The 17,827-nt window shown below is 74.6% G+C and carries 7 protein-coding genes; 6 read left to right on the forward strand and 1 reads right to left on the reverse strand.

Going from position 1 to position 17,827, the window contains the following annotated elements; translation table 11 throughout:
• Positions 1 to 81 precede the first annotated feature (81 nt).
• A complete protein-coding gene (locus KM933_RS18605; RefSeq protein WP_221353571.1) occupies positions 82 to 318 on the forward strand; it encodes an acyl carrier protein in 237 nt (78 codons plus the stop codon).
• A 17-nt stretch (positions 319 to 335) separates the two neighbouring features.
• On the opposite strand, the gene KM933_RS18610 is transcribed toward KM933_RS18605, so the two are convergent.
• Positions 336 to 1,277 carry an ACP S-malonyltransferase gene (locus KM933_RS18610; RefSeq protein ID WP_221353573.1) on the reverse strand — a complete coding sequence of 314 codons (942 nt, stop codon included), beginning with the start codon at positions 1,275 to 1,277 and terminating at the stop codon, positions 336 to 338.
• A 222-nt stretch (positions 1,278 to 1,499) separates the two neighbouring features.
• Here KM933_RS18610 and KM933_RS18615 point away from each other — a divergent pair, with 222 nt between their 5' ends.
• From KM933_RS18615 to KM933_RS18635, 5 genes are read left to right on the forward strand one after another with little or no spacing between them, the layout of a single operon-like run.
• The gene (locus tag KM933_RS18615; protein WP_221353575.1) at positions 1,500 to 3,098 is read left to right on the forward strand and encodes an AMP-binding protein; all 1,599 of its coding nucleotides are present in this window, start codon (positions 1,500 to 1,502) and stop codon (positions 3,096 to 3,098) included.
• Positions 3,099 to 3,130: 32 nt separating this feature from the next.
• The gene (locus tag KM933_RS18620) at positions 3,131 to 13,729 is read left to right on the forward strand and encodes an SDR family NAD(P)-dependent oxidoreductase (protein ID WP_430727337.1); all 10,599 of its coding nucleotides are present in this window, start codon (positions 3,131 to 3,133) and stop codon (positions 13,727 to 13,729) included.
• On the forward strand, positions 13,726 to 14,289 hold the full coding sequence (locus tag KM933_RS18625) for an FcoT family thioesterase (RefSeq protein ID WP_221353579.1): 564 nt from the start codon (positions 13,726 to 13,728) through the stop codon (positions 14,287 to 14,289). Before KM933_RS18620 ends, KM933_RS18625 begins: the two co-directional genes overlap by 4 nt.
• A gap of 30 nt (positions 14,290 to 14,319) precedes the next feature.
• On the forward strand, positions 14,320 to 16,404 hold the full coding sequence (locus KM933_RS18630; RefSeq protein WP_221353581.1) for a type I polyketide synthase: 2,085 nt from the start codon (positions 14,320 to 14,322) through the stop codon (positions 16,402 to 16,404).
• Entirely contained in the window at positions 16,401 to 17,549 is a 1,149-nt protein-coding gene (locus KM933_RS18635; protein WP_221353583.1) for an FAD-dependent oxidoreductase, read from the forward strand. The genes KM933_RS18630 and KM933_RS18635 overlap by 4 nt, the downstream gene beginning before the upstream one ends.
• The last annotated feature ends 278 nt before the right edge of the window (positions 17,550 to 17,827 follow it).

Below are 17,827 nucleotides of genomic sequence, written 5' to 3' on the forward strand. Positions count from 1 at the left end.
TGCCGACCCGTGCGGCACGGGACTTATGGTGGCCGCGCAGTCGACTATTCGGCGATCGTCGTCAGAAATACGGGAGCGCGTATGTGGGACAATTCTTTCGAGGAAATTCTGCGCAAGAATCTTCCTCTGCTGGAACCGGAGGACGAGATCACCGCCGATCTGAGCCTGCGTGATCACGGTCTCGATTCCATGGGAATGGTCGCGACGCTGTCCGCGCTGGAGTCCGCGTACGGTGTGCGTTTCGTCGACGACGCCCTCGGCCTCGACAACTTCGCCACCCCCGCGACCCTCTGGAAGACCCTGTCGGACATGCGCTGACCCGGTCTCCGTCCGGGCTATGCGATCGTGCTGCGCCGGCGCGGTCGCATAGCCGTGTCCGGGCGCACCGCCACCACCCGGAACGCGTCGGTCATGACCGCCACCCGGCCCCACAGCGCGTCGTGCCCGGCCACGTGCACCCGCTCGACCCCGAGGCCCTTGAGGGTCTCGGCGACCAGGGGCCACCGCACCGTGCGCGTCACCGCGTTCAGCAGCAGCGAGCGCACGCCGTCCGCCGTCCGTACCAGGGACCCGTCGTGGTCCGACACGATGACGGTGGAGGGGTCGGAGAACGGGGCCTTCGCGACGACCTCGGCCGCGATCTCCTCGCGCAGCCCCTCGAAGAGCGCCGAGTGCATCGGGGGCCGCATGACGTACAGCGGCAGGCCGCCCGCCGCCCGCAGCCGCTTCTCCAGCCACTCCACCGAGTCCTCGCGCACCGACAGCATGTGGAAGTCGTGGTCGACGTGGCAGGCCACCTCGTTCCACTCGCCGCGCGCGTCCAGTTCGGCGCGGATCTCGGCGAGCCGGTCGAGCGGGACGCGGGCGAACGACTGGGTGACGATGTCGCGGTGGTGGGCGGCGAAGTAGGCGTCCACGCGACGGCCCCACTCGACCGTCATCGTCACGGCCTCGGGGAACGGCAGCGCCCCGGAGCGCACCGCCGCCGGGATGCCGCCGAAGCTGGCTCCCGCGCAGGCGACCGGCGGGGTGTCCTGCCCGTCGACCGCGCACTCGGCCAGCGCCAGGCAGGAGACCAGGAAGGCCAGGCGCGTCGGCTCGGGGAACGCCCCCTGGTCGCCCCGGCTCTCGGCCTCCCGGTACCGGTCCACCAGGGAATACCCCAGCGCCCGGTCCGCCTCGGCGACGAACCGGCGGGCCACGGGATGGGCCACCAGGAAACGCGCCAATTCGGCGAACCGCGTCGGGCCGATTCCGGGAAAGACAATCGCCGACATATTATCGCCCTCTCCATTTGTCACGTCCGCGACCTGCCTCTTGTAAAGCCGGACGGCTCGATCCTATCGTTTCCGGTCATCCTCGCCCGACCCCTCATGACGGCATAACCCCTATGGCCCCCTAGATCGCCGGTGATCGGCCAGGGGTTCTTGTGGGGTGTAAAAACACCCTGTTAGAAACGGCCTGGCATAGGTGGGGAAAACCGAATGGAAGGGTGGCGCATGAGTCCGAATGGAGCGCGTCCGGCTCGGGCGCACGCGTCGGTGGACAACCTGCGGACGTACCTGCTGGCCGCGGCCGCGACGACCCCCGACCGGCCGGCCGTCGTCCAGGTCGCGGCCGGCGGCGGTCTGGAGACGATCACCTACGGCGAACTGGAACGGCGCACCGACCGCTACGCCGCCGGACTCGACGCCCTCGGCCTCGACGTCGGCGACCGCGTCATCCTGGAGTCCGACACCGACGCCGACGCCGTGGCGCTCCTGCTGGCCTGCGCCACCCTCGGACTGCCCTTCGTCCCGGTCAGCCCCGAGGCCCCCGACGAGCGGCTCCTGACGGTCGTCGACACCGCCGAGCCCGCGCTGTACGTGCAGTCCGTGCGCGGCCGGCGCGACGGCGTCCCCGAGCCGGTCGGCACCGCCCGGTTCGGCCCCGACGGCCTCACCGTGGAGCGGCCGCCCGCTCCCCGGGTCCGCCGCCGCCGCACGGTGACGCCCGTCGACACCGCGTACATCACCTTCACCTCGGGCACGACGGGCCGGCCCAAGGGCGTGGTGATGAGCCACCGCGGGGTCATCGCGTTCCTGCGGGGCGCGCAGGCCGCCGAACTCATCACCCCCGAGGACCGGGTGGCGAGCACGGCGCCGCTCCAGTTCGACTTCGCGCTGTTCGACATCGGCTTCACCCTCAGCCACGGCGCCGCGCTGGTGCCCGTACCGCGCGACCGGCTCAACTGGCCCCGCCGCTACCTGTCGTACCTGCGCGAGGCCGGGGTGACCCAGGTCGACAGCGTCCCCTCGGCCTGGCGCCCGGCGCTGCAGCACGAGCCCGGCCTGCTGGCCGAGCTCGCCGAGGAGGGCGCCCTGCGCAGCATCGTCTTCACGGGGGAGAACTTCCCGCTGGACGAGCTCAGGCGCCTCCAGGAGCTGTGGCCCAAGGTCCGGTTCATCAACGGCTACGGCGCCACCGAGACGATGGCCGCGTCCATCACCGAGGTCCCCAACCCGCTGCCCCCCGAGACCGAGCGCCTGTCGATCGGTCACGCGGTCGCGGGCGCGGAGATGACGCTCGTCGCCCCCGACGGCACCCCCGTGGACGAGCCCGGCGTGCTGGGCGAGATATACCTGCGCACCCCGTCGCTGTTCTCCGGCTACTGGCGCGACCCGGAGGCCACCCGCGCCGTCGTCGTCCCCGACCCGCTCGACCCCGGCTCGGCGCAGCTGGTGTTCAAGACCGGCGACCTGGCCTCCGTGGGCCCCGAGGGCGAGCTGTACTTCCACGGCCGCGCCGACTCCCAGGTGCAGATCCGCGGCAACCGCGTCGAACTGGGCGAGGTGGAGCGCCGCATCGCCCAGGTGCCGGGCGTCACCGGCGCGGTCGCGATGCTCCTGCCGCGCGAGAACGACGACCCGTGGCTGCACGCGTTCGTCACCCACGCCCCCGACGGCCCCAAGCCGTCCACCAAGGACGTCATCGCGTTCTGCCGTGCCGGACTGCCCGGCTACATGGTTCCCCACCGGCTGCACACGGTGGACGAGTTCCCGCTCACCGTCAACGGGAAGGTCGACCGTGCCGTCCTGACCGCCCTCGCGACGTCCTGACCACCCCCGATGGCCTCCACGCCTCATCTTCGTTGCGGAGTATGCACATGACCGAGCAGTCAAGGGCCGCGATGCTGGAACTGGTCCTGGCGGAGACAGCCGCCGTGCTGCGGGCCGCCGACCCCGACGCCCACGGGGACGGGACCACCGGCGTGGCGGCCGACCGCCCGTTCCTCTCGGTGGGCCTGGACTCGCTGGGCCTGGTCCAGCTGCACCGGCGGCTCACCGAGGAACTGGGGGTGCAGCTGCCCGTCACCGTCGGGTTCGACCACCCGACGCCGGCGGCCCTGGCCCGCCACCTGGTGGAGGTGGTGCACGGCACCGCCGGCCAGGAGGGGGCCGGGGACCCCGCGGCGGCCGTCCGGCCCGCCGTGCCCGCGGTGTTCGACGAGCCGATCGCGATCGTCGGCATCGGCTGCCGCTACCCGGGCGGGGTGACCTCGCCCGAGGACCTGTGGCGGCTCCTGGACGACGGGACCCACGTCCTCACCGACTTCCCCGACGACCGGGGCTGGGACCTGGAGCGCCTGTACGACCCCGACCCGTCCGTGGCCGGGACCAGCTATGTGAAGCGCGGCGGGTTCCTGCCGGACGCCGCCGACTTCGACGCGGACTTCTTCCAGATCAACCCCAAAGAGGCGCTGGCCATGGACCCCCAGCAGCGGCTGCTGCTGGAGACCTCCTGGGAGGCCCTCGAACGCGCGGGCATCGACCCGGGCCGCCTGCGCGGCACCCCGTCGGGCGTGTTCATCGGCGTGGAGCCGCACGAGTACGGACCCCGCACGCACGAGGCCCCGGACGGCCTCGACGGCTACCTCATGGGCGGCAACCTGCCCAGCGTCGTCTCCGGCCGCATCGCCTACACGCTCGGTCTCGAAGGACCCACCCTCACCGTCGACACCGCCTGCTCGGGCTCCCTCACCGCCCTCCACCTGGCCGTGCAGTCCCTCCAGCGCGGCGAGTGCGGGCTGGCGCTGGCGGGCGGCGTCACCGTGATCTCCAGCCCCGGCACGTTCACCACGTTCAGCCGCCAGCGCGGCCTGGCACCGGACGGACGCATCAAGGCGTTCGCCGCGGCGGCGGACGGCACCTGCTTCGCCGAGGGCGCGGGCGTGTTCGTCCTCACCCGGCTGACCGACGCGCTGCGCGACGGGCACCGGGTGCTGGCCGTGGTCCGCGGCACCGCCATCAACCAGGACGGCGCGAGCGTCAGCCTCACCGCGCCCAACGGCCTGGCCCAGCAGCGCGTCATCCGCAGCGCGCTCGCCGACGCGGGCCTGGTCCCCGAGGACGTCGACGCGGTCGAGGCCCACGGCACCGGCACCATGCTCGGCGACCCCATCGAGGGCCAGGCCCTGGTCGCCGCCTACGGACGCGAACGCTCACCCGAGAAGCCCCTGTGGCTGGGGTCGGTGAAGTCCAACATCGGGCACACCGGCGCCGCGGCGGGAGCCGCCGGCATCATCAAGATGGTCCAGGCGATGCACCACGGCACCCTGCCGCGCACCCTGCACGTCGACGAGCCGACCACGCACGTCGACTGGTCGCAGGGCACCGTCCGGCTGCTGACCGAGCCCGTCCCCTGGCCCGCCTCGGACACCCCGCGCCGCGCCGGCATCTCCTCGTTCGGCGCGAGCGGCACCAACGCCCACGTCATCATCGAGGAACCGCCCGCCGCCGCCCGCGAGAGCGCCGGGGACCCCGGGGCCACGACCCCGCCCGCCGCCGGCCGCCCCGTGCCGGTCGTCCTGTCGGCCCAGGGCGGGCAGGCGCTGCGCGCCCAGGCCGAACGGCTCCTGGAGACCGCCGGCGGGGTGTCCCTGCCGGACCTCGCCTACTCGGCCGCCACCACCCGCGCCGCGCTGCGCGACCGCGCCACGGTCGTCGCCGCCGACCACGACGAACTGCGCGGTGCCCTGACGGCCCTCGCCGAGGGCACCACCGCGCCCGGACTGCTCACCGGAACGACCCTGGCCACCGGCCGGACCGCGTTCCTGTTCACCGGCCAGGGGAGCCAGCGCCCCGGCATGGGCCGCGAACTGGTCCGCGCCTTCCCGGTGTTCGCGAAGGCGCTGCAGGAGGCCGCCGACCACCTCGACCTCCACCTCGACGAACCCCTGGGCGAGGTCCTGTTCGCCGAACCCGGCTCGCCGCAGGCCGACCTGCTGAACCGGACCCGGTACGCGCAGGCCGCGCTCTTCGCCGTCGAGGTGGCGCTGTTCCGGCTGCTGGAGTCCTGGGGCGTCACCCCGGGCCTGGTCGCCGGGCACTCCATCGGCGAGATCGCTGCCGCGCACGTCGCCGGAGCCATGTCCCTGGCCGACGCGGCCCTGCTGGTCGGCGCGCGCGGCACGCTCATGGACGAACTGCCCGAGGGCGGCGCGATGGTCGCGGTCCGGGCGGCGGAGGCGGAGGTCGTCCCGTACCTGACCGACAAGGTGGCCCTCGCCGCCGTCAACGGTCCGTCCGCGATCGTGCTCTCCGGCGAGGAGGACGCCGTACTGGCCGTCGCGGCCCGCTTCTCCGAGCAGGGACGCAAGACCCGGCGGCTGCGCGTCTCGCACGCGTTCCACTCCCCGCTGATGGACCCGATGCTCGACGACTTCCGCCGGGTCGCCGAGACCCTGACCTACCTGCCGCCGGCCGTCCCGGTGGTGTCCAACCTGACCGGGGAGCCCGTCACCGCGTTCGACGCCGACTACTGGGTGCGGCACGTGCGCGAGCCGGTGCGGTTCGCCGACGGCATGGCCTGGCTGGAGTCCCACGGCGTCGACACCTATCTGGAGCTGGGACCCGACGGGGTCCTGTCGGCGATGGGACGGGACTGCCTGACCGACGAGGGTGCCGACGCCGTGTTCGCCACGCTGCTGCGCGACGGGCACGACGAGGAGCGCCAGGCCGTCACCGCGCTCGGCCTGGCACACGCCCACGGCGTCCCCGTCGACTGGGAGCGCTTCTTCGCGGGCCGCGGCGCCCGCCGCGTCCCGCTGCCCACCTACGCGTTCCAGCGCGAGCGGTACTGGCTGGACGCCGGGAACACGCCGGGCACGATCGGGCACCCGATGCTCGACGCGGCCGTCGGCCTCGCGGGCACCGACACCCTGGTCCTGACGGGCCGGCTGTCCACCCGGGCGCAGCCGTGGCTGGCCGACCACGTCATCGCGGGGGTCGTCCTGGTGCCCGGCACCGGTCTGGTCGAACTGGCCGTCCGGGCCGGCGACGAGGCGGGCTGCGGAGTGGTGGAGGACCTCACCCTGGAGACACCGCTGGCGCTGACCACGGAGGCCGGGGCGGACGTCCAGGTCGTCGTCGGCGCGCCCGACACGACGGGCCGCCGCACCGTCGAGATCCACGCGCGGCCCGCGCGGAGCGAGGAGGAGTGGACCCGGCACGCCAGCGGGGTGCTCGCCGAGCACGGACAGGGCCCGGCGGCCGACCCGGCCGTGTTCGCCCAGTGGCCGCCGGCCGACGCCGAGCCGATCGACGTCACCGGACTCTACGAGCGCCACATCGCCCAGGGGTACGGCTACGGCCCGGCGTTCCAGTGCGTGCGCGCCGCCTGGCGCCGCGGCGACGAGGTCTTCGCCGAGGTCGCCCTCGCCGACGAGGGGGGCGAGCGCTTCGGGCTGCACCCGGCCCTCCTCGACGCCTCCCTGCACGCCCTCGAAGGACCGGAGGACGAGGGCCAGGTGCGGCTCCCGTTCGCCTGGCTCGGCGTCGAACTGCACGCGGCCGGCGCCACGGACGTACGCGTCCGCCTCCTGCGGACGGCCCCGGACGAGGTCGCGGTCGAGCTCGCCGACCCCACCGGCGCACCGGTCGCCACCGTACGGTCGCTCGTCCAGCGGCCCGTGGCGATGGACGGCGTACGGCCGTCCGGCGCGCGGGACGGCTCCCTGCTGCACCTGGAGTGGACCGGGATCCAGGTCCCGTCCGCGCCGGACGCCGAGGCGGCGGAGTTCCGCCTGGAGTTCGTGCCCCGCTCGTTCCCCGGTTCCCCCGTGGAGGCCGGCCGGGCGGCGACGCTGCACGTCCTGCAGCTGATCCAGGACGCGCTGCGCGACGACACCCGGCTGGCGATCGTCACGCGCGACGCACCCGACGACCCGGCGTTCGCCCCCCTGTGGGCACTGACGCGCTCGGCGCAGGCCGAGAACCCCGGGCGGTTCGTGCTCATCGGCACGGACCGCGACGTCCCCGAGTCCGAACTGCGCGCCGCCCTGTCCGCCGGGGAGCCGCAACTGATCCTGCGCGACGGCGCGCTGCTCATACCGCGCCTGGTCCGCACGCCCGTGCCGGAGGAGCCGCGGCCCGCCCCCTGGCACCCGGACGGCACGGTGCTGATCACCGGCGGCACCGGCGGCCTCGGCGGCCTGGTCGCCCGCCACCTCGTGCGCCGGCACGGCGTCAGGCACCTGCTGCTCACCGGCCGCCGCGGCCCGGACGGGCCCGGCACGGCCGAACTGGTCGCCGAACTCGCCGAGGCGGGCGCCGAGGCGACGGTGGCGGCCTGCGACGTCGCCGACCGCGAGGCCCTGGCGGCACTGCTCGCGACGGTCCCCGAAGGACGCCCGCTGACCGGCGTGGTCCACTGCGCCGGGGTCGTCGACGACGGACTGGCCGCCACCCTCATCCCCGAGCAGGTCCGCACCGTCTTCCACGGCAAGGCGGACGGCGCCTGGCACCTGCACGAGCTGACCCGCGACCTCCCGCTGGCCGCGTTCGTGCTGTTCTCCTCCGCCGCCGGCGCCCTGGGCGGACCGGGGCAGGGCAACTACGCCGCCGCCAACGCCTTCCTCGACGCGCTGGCCGTCCACCGCGTCGCCCAGGGCCTGCCGGCCACGTCCCTGGCCTGGAACCTGTGGGCGGGCGACGCGGGCATGGGCGCCCGCCTGGACGAGGTGACCCTGCGCCGCGCCGAGCGCTCCGGCCTGCCCGCCCTGGGCACCGAGGAGAACCTCGCCCTCCTCGACCGGGCCCTGGCCACCGCCGAACCGGCCCTGGTGCCGCTGCGCATCGAGGCCGCCGCGCTGCGCGCCCGTCCCGAGGGCATCCCGCCGGTGCTGCGCGGACTGGTCCGCGCACCCGCCCGCCGGACCGCCGCCGCGGCGGCCGCGAGCGGCCCCGGCGGCACCCTGGCCGACCAGCTCGCCGGGAAGCCGGACGCCGAACGCGAACGGATCGTCTCCGACCTGGTCCGCACGCAGATCGCCACGGTCCTCGGCCACCGCAACGGCACCGCGATCGACCCCCGCCGCGCCTTCACCGAGCTGGGCTTCGACTCCCTGACCGCCGTCGAACTGCGCAACGCGCTCGGCACGGCCGCCGGACTGCGGCTCACCTCCACCCTGATCTTCGACCACCCCACCCCCCGCGACCTGATCGAGCACGTGCTCGACAAGGTGAGCGGCGCCGCCCCCGCCGCCACCCCGGCGCGGACCACCGCGCGGGCCGCGGCGGACGAGCCCATCGCGATCGTGTCGATGGCCTGCCGCTACCCGGGCGGGGTGACCTCCGCGCAGGAGCTCTGGGAACTGGTCGCCGCCGGCACCGACGCCATCGGCACCTTCCCCGAGGACCGGGGCTGGAACACCGAGGAGATCTACGACCCTGAGCCCGGCAAGCACGGCACCACCTACACGCGCGAGGGCGGATTCCTCTACGACGCCGCCGACTTCGACCCCACCTTCTTCGGCATCAGCCCGAAGGAGGCCCAGGCGATGGACCCCCAGCACCGCCTGCTCCTGGAGACCGCCTGGGAGGCCGCCGAACGGGCGGGCATCGACCCGCACTCCCTGAAGGGCACCTCCACCGGCGTCTTCGCCGGCGTCATGAACCACGACTGGACGACCCTCTCCGCCACCGTGCCCGAGGACCTCGCCGGGTTCACCGCGGGCGGCGGCATGGGCAGCGTCGCCTCCGGCCGCATCGCCTACACCCTCGGACTGCAGGGCCCGGCGGTCACCATCGACACCGCGTGCTCCTCCTCCCTGGTGGCCATGCACTGGGCCATGCAGGCCCTGCGCCAGGGCGAGTGCTCGCTCGCCCTGGCGGGCGGCGTCACCGTGATGGCCACCCCCGAGACGTTCGTCGGCATGAGCCTGCAGAGCGGCCTGTCCGCCGACGGGCGCTGCAAGGCGTACGGCGCGGACGCCGACGGCACCGGCTGGGGCGAGGGCGCCGGACTGCTGCTCCTTGAGCGCCTGTCGGACGCCCGCCGCGCCGGGCACCCGGTGCTGGCGGTGCTCCGCGGCTCCGCGATCAACCAGGACGGCGCCTCCAACGGGCTGTCCGCGCCCAACGGCCCGGCCCAGCAGCGCGTGATCCGGCAGGCCGTCGCCTCCGCCGGCCTGACCCTCGCCGACATCGACGCGGTCGAGGGCCACGGCACCGGCACCACCCTCGGCGACCCGATCGAGGCCCAGGCGCTGATGGCCACGTACGGGCAGGAACGCGCGAACGGCGACCCGCTGTGGCTGGGGTCGGTCAAGACCAACATCGGGCACACCCAGGCCGCCGCCGGTGTCGCCGGCGTGGTCAAGATGGTGATGGCGATACGCAACGGCGTACTGCCCCGCACCCTCCACGCCGGCACGCCCTCCCCGCACATCGACTGGACCGAGGGCGCCGTCGAACTGCTCGACGAGGCCAGGCAGTGGCCCGCGCACGGCCGCCCGCGCCGCGCCGCGGTGTCCTCGTTCGGCGTCAGCGGCACCAACGCCCACGTGATCATCGAGGAGGCGCCGCCGCCGGGCCCGGAGGAACCGCGCGGCGAGCGGCCCCCGGCCCTGCCGCTGACGGTGTCGGGGACGTCCGCCGAGGCGCTGCGCGCCCAGGCGGCCCGGATCGCCGCCCATCTGCGCGCGCACGAGGACCTGGACGAACTGGACGTCGCCGCCTCGCTCGTCCGCGGCCGCGCCGCCCTGGAGCACCGGGCCGTGATCGTGGACACCGACCGCGAGGGCCTGCTCGCCGGACTCGACGCGCTGGCGAGCGGCAAGTCGCCCGCCTCCGTGGTGGAGGGCGTGCAGCGCGGCGACTCGCGGACGGTGTTCGTCTTCCCCGGCCAGGGCTCGCAGTGGCAGAGCATGGGCGTGGACCTGCTGGCGTACTCGCCGGCCTTCGCGGCCCGCCTCGGCGAATGCGCGAAGGCCCTGGAGCCGTACGTCGAGTGGGACCTGCTCGACGTGCTGCACGGGGTGCCCGGCGCACCGCCCCTGGACGACGTCGACGTCGTCCAGCCCGCCCTCTGGGCGGTGATGGTGTCGCTGGCCGAGGCGTGGCGCGCCGCCGGCGTCGAGCCCGCCGCCGTCGTCGGCCACTCCCAGGGCGAGATCGCCGCGGCCTGCGTCGCGGGCGCGCTGTCGCTGGAGGACGGCGCCCGCGTCGTCGCCCTGCGCAGCAGGATCATCCGCCAGGACCTGGCGGGCCGCGGCGGCATGATGTCCGTGGCCCTGCCCGCCGACCGCACGGCCGAACTCCTGGCCGACTGGGACGGCCGCCTCCAGCTGGCGGTCCTCAACGGCCCCGGATCCGTGGTCGTGTGCGGCGAGCCGGAGGCCCTCGACGAGCTGCGGGCCCGGCTGGACGCCGACGGCGTCCAGGCCCGCCGCATCCCCGTGGACTACGCCTCCCACTCGGTGTTCGTGGAGGAGATCCGCGACCGGCTGCTCACCGAGCTGACCGGCCTGGCGCCGCGGACCTCGTCCGTGCCGTTCTACTCCACCGTCACCGCGCAGCCGCTGGACACCGCGGGCCTCGACGCCGAGTACTGGTACACCAACCTGCGCCGGCCGGTCCGCTTCGAGGAGACCACGCGGGCGCTGCTGGACGACGGCTTCGAGATCTTCGTCGAGGCCAGCCCGCACCCGGGCCTGCTCGCCGGGCTCGGCGAGACCGCCGAGGCGGCAGGCGTGGCCGCCACCCTCGTCGGCACGCTGCGCCGCATGGACGGCGGCCCGCGCAAGTTCCTCACCTCGCTGGCCGAGGCGTACGTACGGGGCGCGACCGTCGACTGGGAGACCCGGTTCGCCGGGACCGGCGCCCGGCGCGTGGACCTGCCCACGTACGCGTTCCAGCGCAGGCGGTACTGGCTGGAGCCCGCCGAGCACACCGGCGACCCGCTGGCCAACGGGCAGGTCTCCACCGACCACCCGCTGCTGGGCGCCGCGGTGTCGGTCGCCGGGACCGGGGGAGTGCTCCTCACCGGCCGCCTGTCGCTCTCCGCCCAGCCCTGGCTGGCCGACCACGCCGTCGGCGCCACCGTCCTGTTCCCCGGCTCCGGCTTCGTCGAGCTGGCCGTACGCGCCGGTGACGAGGTCGGCCGCGGACGCCTGGAGGAGCTGACGCTGGAGGCACCCCTCGTCCTGCCGGAGCGCGGCGGCGTGGCCATCCAGGTCGTCGTCGACGCGGACCTGCGCACCGTGTCGGTCCACTCACGGCCCGACGACGCCCCCGCGCACGGCGCCTGGACCCGGCACGCCCAGGGCACGCTCGCCGAGGCGGGCCCCGAACCGGCGCACGAGCCGGCCGCCTGGCCGCCGCCGGGCGCCGAACCCGTCGACCTCACCGGCTTCTACGAGCCCGCCTCCGAGGACGGCCTGCGCTACGGGCCCGCGTTCCAGGGCCTGCACGCGGCCTGGCGGTCCGGCGACGAGGTCTTCGCGGAGATCGCGCCGCCCGAGCGGACCGCCGCCGAGGCCGGACGGTACGGGCTGCACCCGGCCGTGCTCGACGCGGCCCTGCACGCCACCGCGCTGCTCGCCACCGACGCCGAACGGATCACGCTCCCGTTCCTGTGGACGGGGGTCGACCTGCACGCCGCGGGGGCCGCCGGACTCAGGCTGCGGATGACCCGCCTCGGCGAGGACGAGGTCGCGCTGCGCCTGACCGACCCCGCGGGCCGCCCCGTGGCCTCCGCCGAGTCCCTCGTCCTGCGCCCGGTGGCCGCCGGCGGACTGGTGCGCACGGACGTGTCCCACGACTCGCTGTTCGAGCTCGGCTGGACCCCCGTCGAGCGGGCCGCCACCGCGTCCCCGACGGTCGTGCACCGCTGCGAGCCCGGCACGACCGCGCAGGAGGTGCACGCGCGGACCGCCGAGGTCCTCGACCTCCTGCAGTCCTGGCTGGCGGAGGACCGCGACGACGTGCTGTCGGTCGTCACCCGGGGCGCCGTGTCGGTCGACGGCGAGGACGTCACCGACCTCGCCGGAGCGGCGGTGTGGGGACTGGTCCGCAGCGCCCAGACGGAGAACCCGGGACGCGTCGTCCTCATCGACCTCGATCCGGACGGCACCGACGACGCGGCGGCCGACCCCGCCGGGCTGGTGGCCACGGGCGAGGAACAGCTCGCCGTGCGCTCCGGCACCCCGTACCGCCCGCGCCTGACCCGCGCGGCCGGGACCGGGACCGGGACCCCCGCCACCGTCTTCGGCGACCGGCCCGGCACCGTGCTGATCACCGGCGGCACGGGCACCCTGGGCAGCCTGGTGGCCCGCCACCTGGTCACCGCCCACGGCGTCACCGACCTGCTGCTCACCAGCCGCCGGGGCCCCGACGCACCCGGCGCCGCCGAACTGACCGCCGAACTCACCGCACTGGGCGCCCGGGTGGAGACCGCCGCCTGCGACGCCGCCGACCGGGACGCCCTGGCCGCCGTGCTCTCCGGCCGCGTCCTCGCCGGGGTCGTGCACACCGCGGGCATCCTCGACGACGGGACCATCTCCTCCCTGACCCCGGAGCGGACGGCCGCGGTACTGCGCCCCAAGGTGGACGCGGCGCTCAACCTGCACGAGCTGACGGCGGACCAGGACCTCTCGGCGTTCGTGCTGTTCTCGTCCGCCGCCGGTGTGACCGGCGGCGCGGGACAGGGCAACTACGCCGCCGCCAACTCCTTCCTCGACGGCCTCGCCGCCCACCGGCGCGCCCACGGGCTGCCCGCGCAGTCGCTGGCCTGGGGCCTGTGGGAGCAGGCCAGCGGGATGACCGGGGCGCTGGACGAGTCCGACCTCGCCGACATGCGGCGCGACGGCGTCCTGCCCATCGCCTCGGACGAGGGCCTGGCACTGATGGACGCCGCCGGGGCGCTCGACCGGGCGTTCCTGGTGCCCCTGCGGCTCGACCTGACCGGTCTGCGGCGCTCCGACGTGCCGTACCCGCTGCGCGACCTGGTGCGCGGCCCGGCCCGGCGCGCCGCCGAGACCGCCGCCGCCCCCGAGCCCGCGCAGAGCCTGGGCGAACGGCTGGCCGGCCTGACGCCCGCCCGCCGGGAGCAGGCCCTCCTCGACATCGTCCGCACCCAGGCCGCGGCCACCCTCGGCTTCGCCGACGCCGAGGAGGTCGACGCGGAACGCTCGTTCCGCGACATGGGCTTCGACTCCCTGGCCGCCGTCCGGTTCCGCAACACCCTCAACGAGATCGTCGGGGAACGCCTGCCCTCGACGCTCGTCTTCGACCACCCGACCTCACTCGCCCTCACCCGGCACCTGCTGGACACCCTGGCGCTCGGTGAACCGGAGACGGCCCCGGAACCGGAGCCGGCCGAGGACGTCGAGGACCGCACCGCGGCGATCCAGAACATGAGTCTGGCCGAGCTGCTCCGTACCGCGCGAGGATCAGGAGATCCGTCATGACCCAACTGCTCGACGCCACCGAACGGCGTGTCTACGACACGGACAAGGAACTGCTGCACCGCGTCCTGACCCCGTACCGGGCCAAGAAGTGCGAGTACCTCACCTCCGCCACGGTCGGCCTCAAGGACGACGGCCGCGGCGGCGAGGTCCTCACCGCCGAGTGCTCCTTCATGATCCCCGAGTCCTGCTACATCGACGACACGGGCCACTTCAACTCGGTCGAGTTCAACATCTGCTTCAACCAGATGTCGTACTACCTGATGGCCATGGCGGTGAAGGAGTCGCTGATCGAGCCGTTCTCCCGCTGGACGCTGGAGCAGTTCTGGGACCGCCAGCTCGCCGACGTGTTCATCACCGACTTCAAGAGCAGCTTCCGCACCGCCATGAACGGCCGCAACTTCCGCGGCCGGCTGGAGATCACCGACATCGCGAACTGGGACGGCAACGACCTGCGCGACGCCCTGATCATGCTGCGGACCCGGTGCCGCTACTGGGACGAGCAGGGCGGCGAGAGCCACGGCGAGATCGCCGCCGCCATCACCAACCCGCCCGAGAACTGATCCGGCCCGGCCACCGCGGAGGAAGCGACGATGAGCAGTACGAAACGGCCTGGGCTTCCCGAGGGAGCGCGGCAGGTCGACATCGAGCACATATACGACCGGCTGGCCGACCGCGGCCTGCGGTACGGCCCGGCCTTCCGGAACCTGCGGTCCGTGTGGTCGCACGGGGAGGAGGTCTACGCCGAGGCCGGTCTGGAGAACGCCACCGGCGGTGACGACTACCTCCTGCACCCGGCGCTGTTCGACGCCGCGCTGCAGGCCGCGCTGGTGCCGGGCCTCGACAGCGAGGGAGGCACCTTCCTCCCCTTCGCGCTGCGCGGGATCCGCCTCCACCGGGCGGGCGCCAGCGCCGTCGACGTCCACACCGTGCCGAACGAGGAGGGCATCTCCCTGGCCCTCACCGGCGGCGACGGCGAACCGGTCGTCACGGTCGGCACCCTCGTCAGGCGGGCCGTCTCCGCCGACCAGCTCGACGCCGCCGCGCAGCGCACCCGGCTGCTGCGCGTCGTGTGGAAGAGCGTCGAGCAGCAGTCCGTCACCGCCGACCACACGCACTGGGCGCTCCTGGGCACCGACCACATCGGTCTCACCGGCGCGCTGAAGTCCGTCCGCCGTTCGTTCGACTCCTACTCCTCGCTCGCCGCCCTGGACGCCGCGCTGCGCGACGGCGCCCCCGTGCCCGACGTGGTCGTGGTCTCGTGCACGGACCAGGACTCGCCGGTGCGCTCCGCCGCACAGCGCGCCCTCATGCTCGTGCAGGAGTGGACGGCCGACGAACGCCTGGCCGGGGCCCGGCTGCTGCTGGTCAGCAACGGCGCCGTGGCGGCCCGCGGCCACGAGGACCTGTCCGACCTGCCGGGCGCGGCCGTCTGGGGACTGGTGCGCAGCGCCCAGTCCGAACACCCCGGCCGCTTCGTCCTGGTCGACGTCGACGACCCCGACGACTCCGGCCGCGCCCTCGTCGCCGCGGCGGCCTCCGGCGAACCGCAGCTGGCGGTACGGCACGGCGCCCTGTTCCGGCCCCGCCTCGTCCGCCACGCGCCGCCGTCCCGGCGGGCCGGCCTCACCGGGACCGTCGTGATCACCGGCGGCACCGGCGCGCTGGGCCGGCTGCTCGCCCGGCACCTGGTCACCCGCCACGGCGTCCAGCACCTCGTCCTGCTCAGCCGCCGGGGTCCCGACGCGCCCGGGGCCGCCGACCTGAGCACTGAACTCACCGGGCTCGGCGCCCGCGTCGACGTGGTGGCCTGCGACGTCACCGACCGTTCGGCACTGGAGGACGCCCTGGCGGACCTCCCGGCGCCCTCCGCCGTCATCCACACCGCCGGCCGGCTGTCCGACGGCGCCGTCGACACCCTCACCCCGCACCGGCTCGACCAGGTCCTGAGCCCCAAGGTCGACACGGCGCTGCACCTGCACGACCTGATCCAGGACCCGGACTGCGAGTTCGTGATGTTCTCGTCCGTCGCGGGACTGGTCGGCAACTCGGGACAGGCCAACTACGCCGCCGCCAACTCCGTCCTCGACGCGCTCGCGCACCGCCGCCGCTCGCTGGGCCTGCGCGGTCTCTCCCTCGCCTGGGGCCTGTGGGAGAGCGAGGGCGGCATGGGGTCCGAGCTGTCCGCCGCGGACCTCAACCGCATCAAGCGCTCCGGCTTCGCGCCGCTCGGGCACGAACAGGGCCTGGCCCTCTTCGACGCCGCGCTCGCCGGCGACGAGAGCGTGCTCGCCCCCGTACGGCTGAACGAGGCGGCCCTCACCGGGAACGTCCCGCCCGTCCTGGCCGACCTGGCGCCGGCCGCCCCCGCCGGCAAGTCCGCCGACACGCTGCACCTGCGCCTGGCCGACCTGCCGGAGGCCGAACGCGACGGCGCCGTCCTGGAGTTCGTCCGCGAGTCGGCGGCCGCCGTCCTCGGCTACGACAGCTCCGACGACATCGACGCCGACCGGGAGTTCAACGCCGTCGGCCTGGACTCCATCGGCAACCTCGAACTCAGCCGCCGCCTGGCGGCCGGCACCGGGCTGCAGCTTCCGGCGACCGTCGTCTTCGACCATCCGACCCCCGCAGACCTGGCTTCCCACCTGCGGCGACTTCTCCAGGAGAGTGCATCATGAACACCGTTGTCGTGGGCGGTGGGGTCATCGGCCTGGCCACCGCCTGGCGGGCCGCGCTCCGGGGCATCACCGTCACGGTGATCGACCCGGCCCCCGCCTCGAAGGCGTCCCACGCCTCGGCGGGCATGCTGCCGCCCGGCCACGAGGAACTCCTCAAGCAGGAGCACGTCCTGCGGCTGTGCATGACCTCCCGCGATCGCTACCCGTCCTTCGTGGCCGAGCTGGAGGAGTTCGCGCCCGCGGGCTTCCGGCGCGACGGCGTGCTGGACGCCGCCTTCGACGAGGACGCCCTGGAGGGCCTCGAACGGCAGGAGGCCCTCCAGGAGTCGCTCGGCATCCGCACCCAGCGGCTCGGCCCGCAGGAGTGCAGCGAGCTGGAGCCGAACCTCGCGCCCGCCCTCGGCGGCCTGCTGTCGCCCGACGACGGCTCCGTCGACCCGCGCGTGCTCAACGCGGCGCTGATCACCGCCATCGAGGCCCTGGGCGGCACCGTCGTCCGCCGCAGCGCCGTCCGCGTCGGCGACCACACCGTCACCCTCGACAACGGCGACACGGTGGCCTTCGACCGCCTCGTCCTGGCCGCCGGCTGCTGGACGCACCAGATCGAGGGCCTGCCCGAGGGCGTCGTCCCGGAGATCCGCCCCGTCAAGGGCCAGATCCTGCGCCTGCACTCGGACCCCCCGGTGCTCAACGTGACGACCCGCGCCTTCTCCAAGGGCTCGTCGCTCTACCTGGTGCCCCGGCTGGGCGGCGAACTGGTCATCGGCTCCACCTACGAGGAGCGCGGCTACGACGAGACCGTCACCGCCGACGGCACCTTCGGCCTGCTGGCCCGTGTGGCCGAGGTGATACCGAGCGCGGGCACCCTCCGCTTCGCGGAGATCAGCGCGGGGCTGCGGCCCGGCTCGCCCGACGACCTGCNCACCCTCCGCTTCGCGGAGATCAGCGCGGGGCTGCGGCCCGGCTCGCCCGACGACCTGCCCGTCATCGGCCCGACGACCGTCCCCGACGTCTACCTGGCCTCCGGCCACTTCCGCATGGGCGTCCAGCTGGCGCCGGTCACCGCGGACGCGATGGTCTCCTACCTCACCGACACCGACCCGGACCCCGTGGTGCTGCCGTTCACCCCGCTCCGCTTCTCCTGACCGCTCCGGCGGACATGACGTCGCCCCCCTCTCCGCCCGGAGAGGGGGGCGACGTCATGTCCGGGCGGGGCCCGGACGGAGGGCTCCGGTACGGGCCCGGGCCCGTACCGGAGCCGCGTACGCCTTGCCCGAGCCCCGAGCCCCGAGCCCCGAGCCTGAGCCCCGAGCAGAGCGGGCCGTCCCGCGGGCCGCGTCCAGGCTGACCGCCCCGCGCCCGCCCCGGCCGCCGGAGCCGCCCTGGGCGGGCCGCATCCGGCGGGACCGCCCCGCGCCCGCCC

Source organism: Streptomyces beigongshangae (assembly GCF_019710745.1).
Classification (GTDB): Bacteria; Actinomycetota; Actinomycetes; order Streptomycetales; family Streptomycetaceae; genus Streptomyces; species Streptomyces beigongshangae.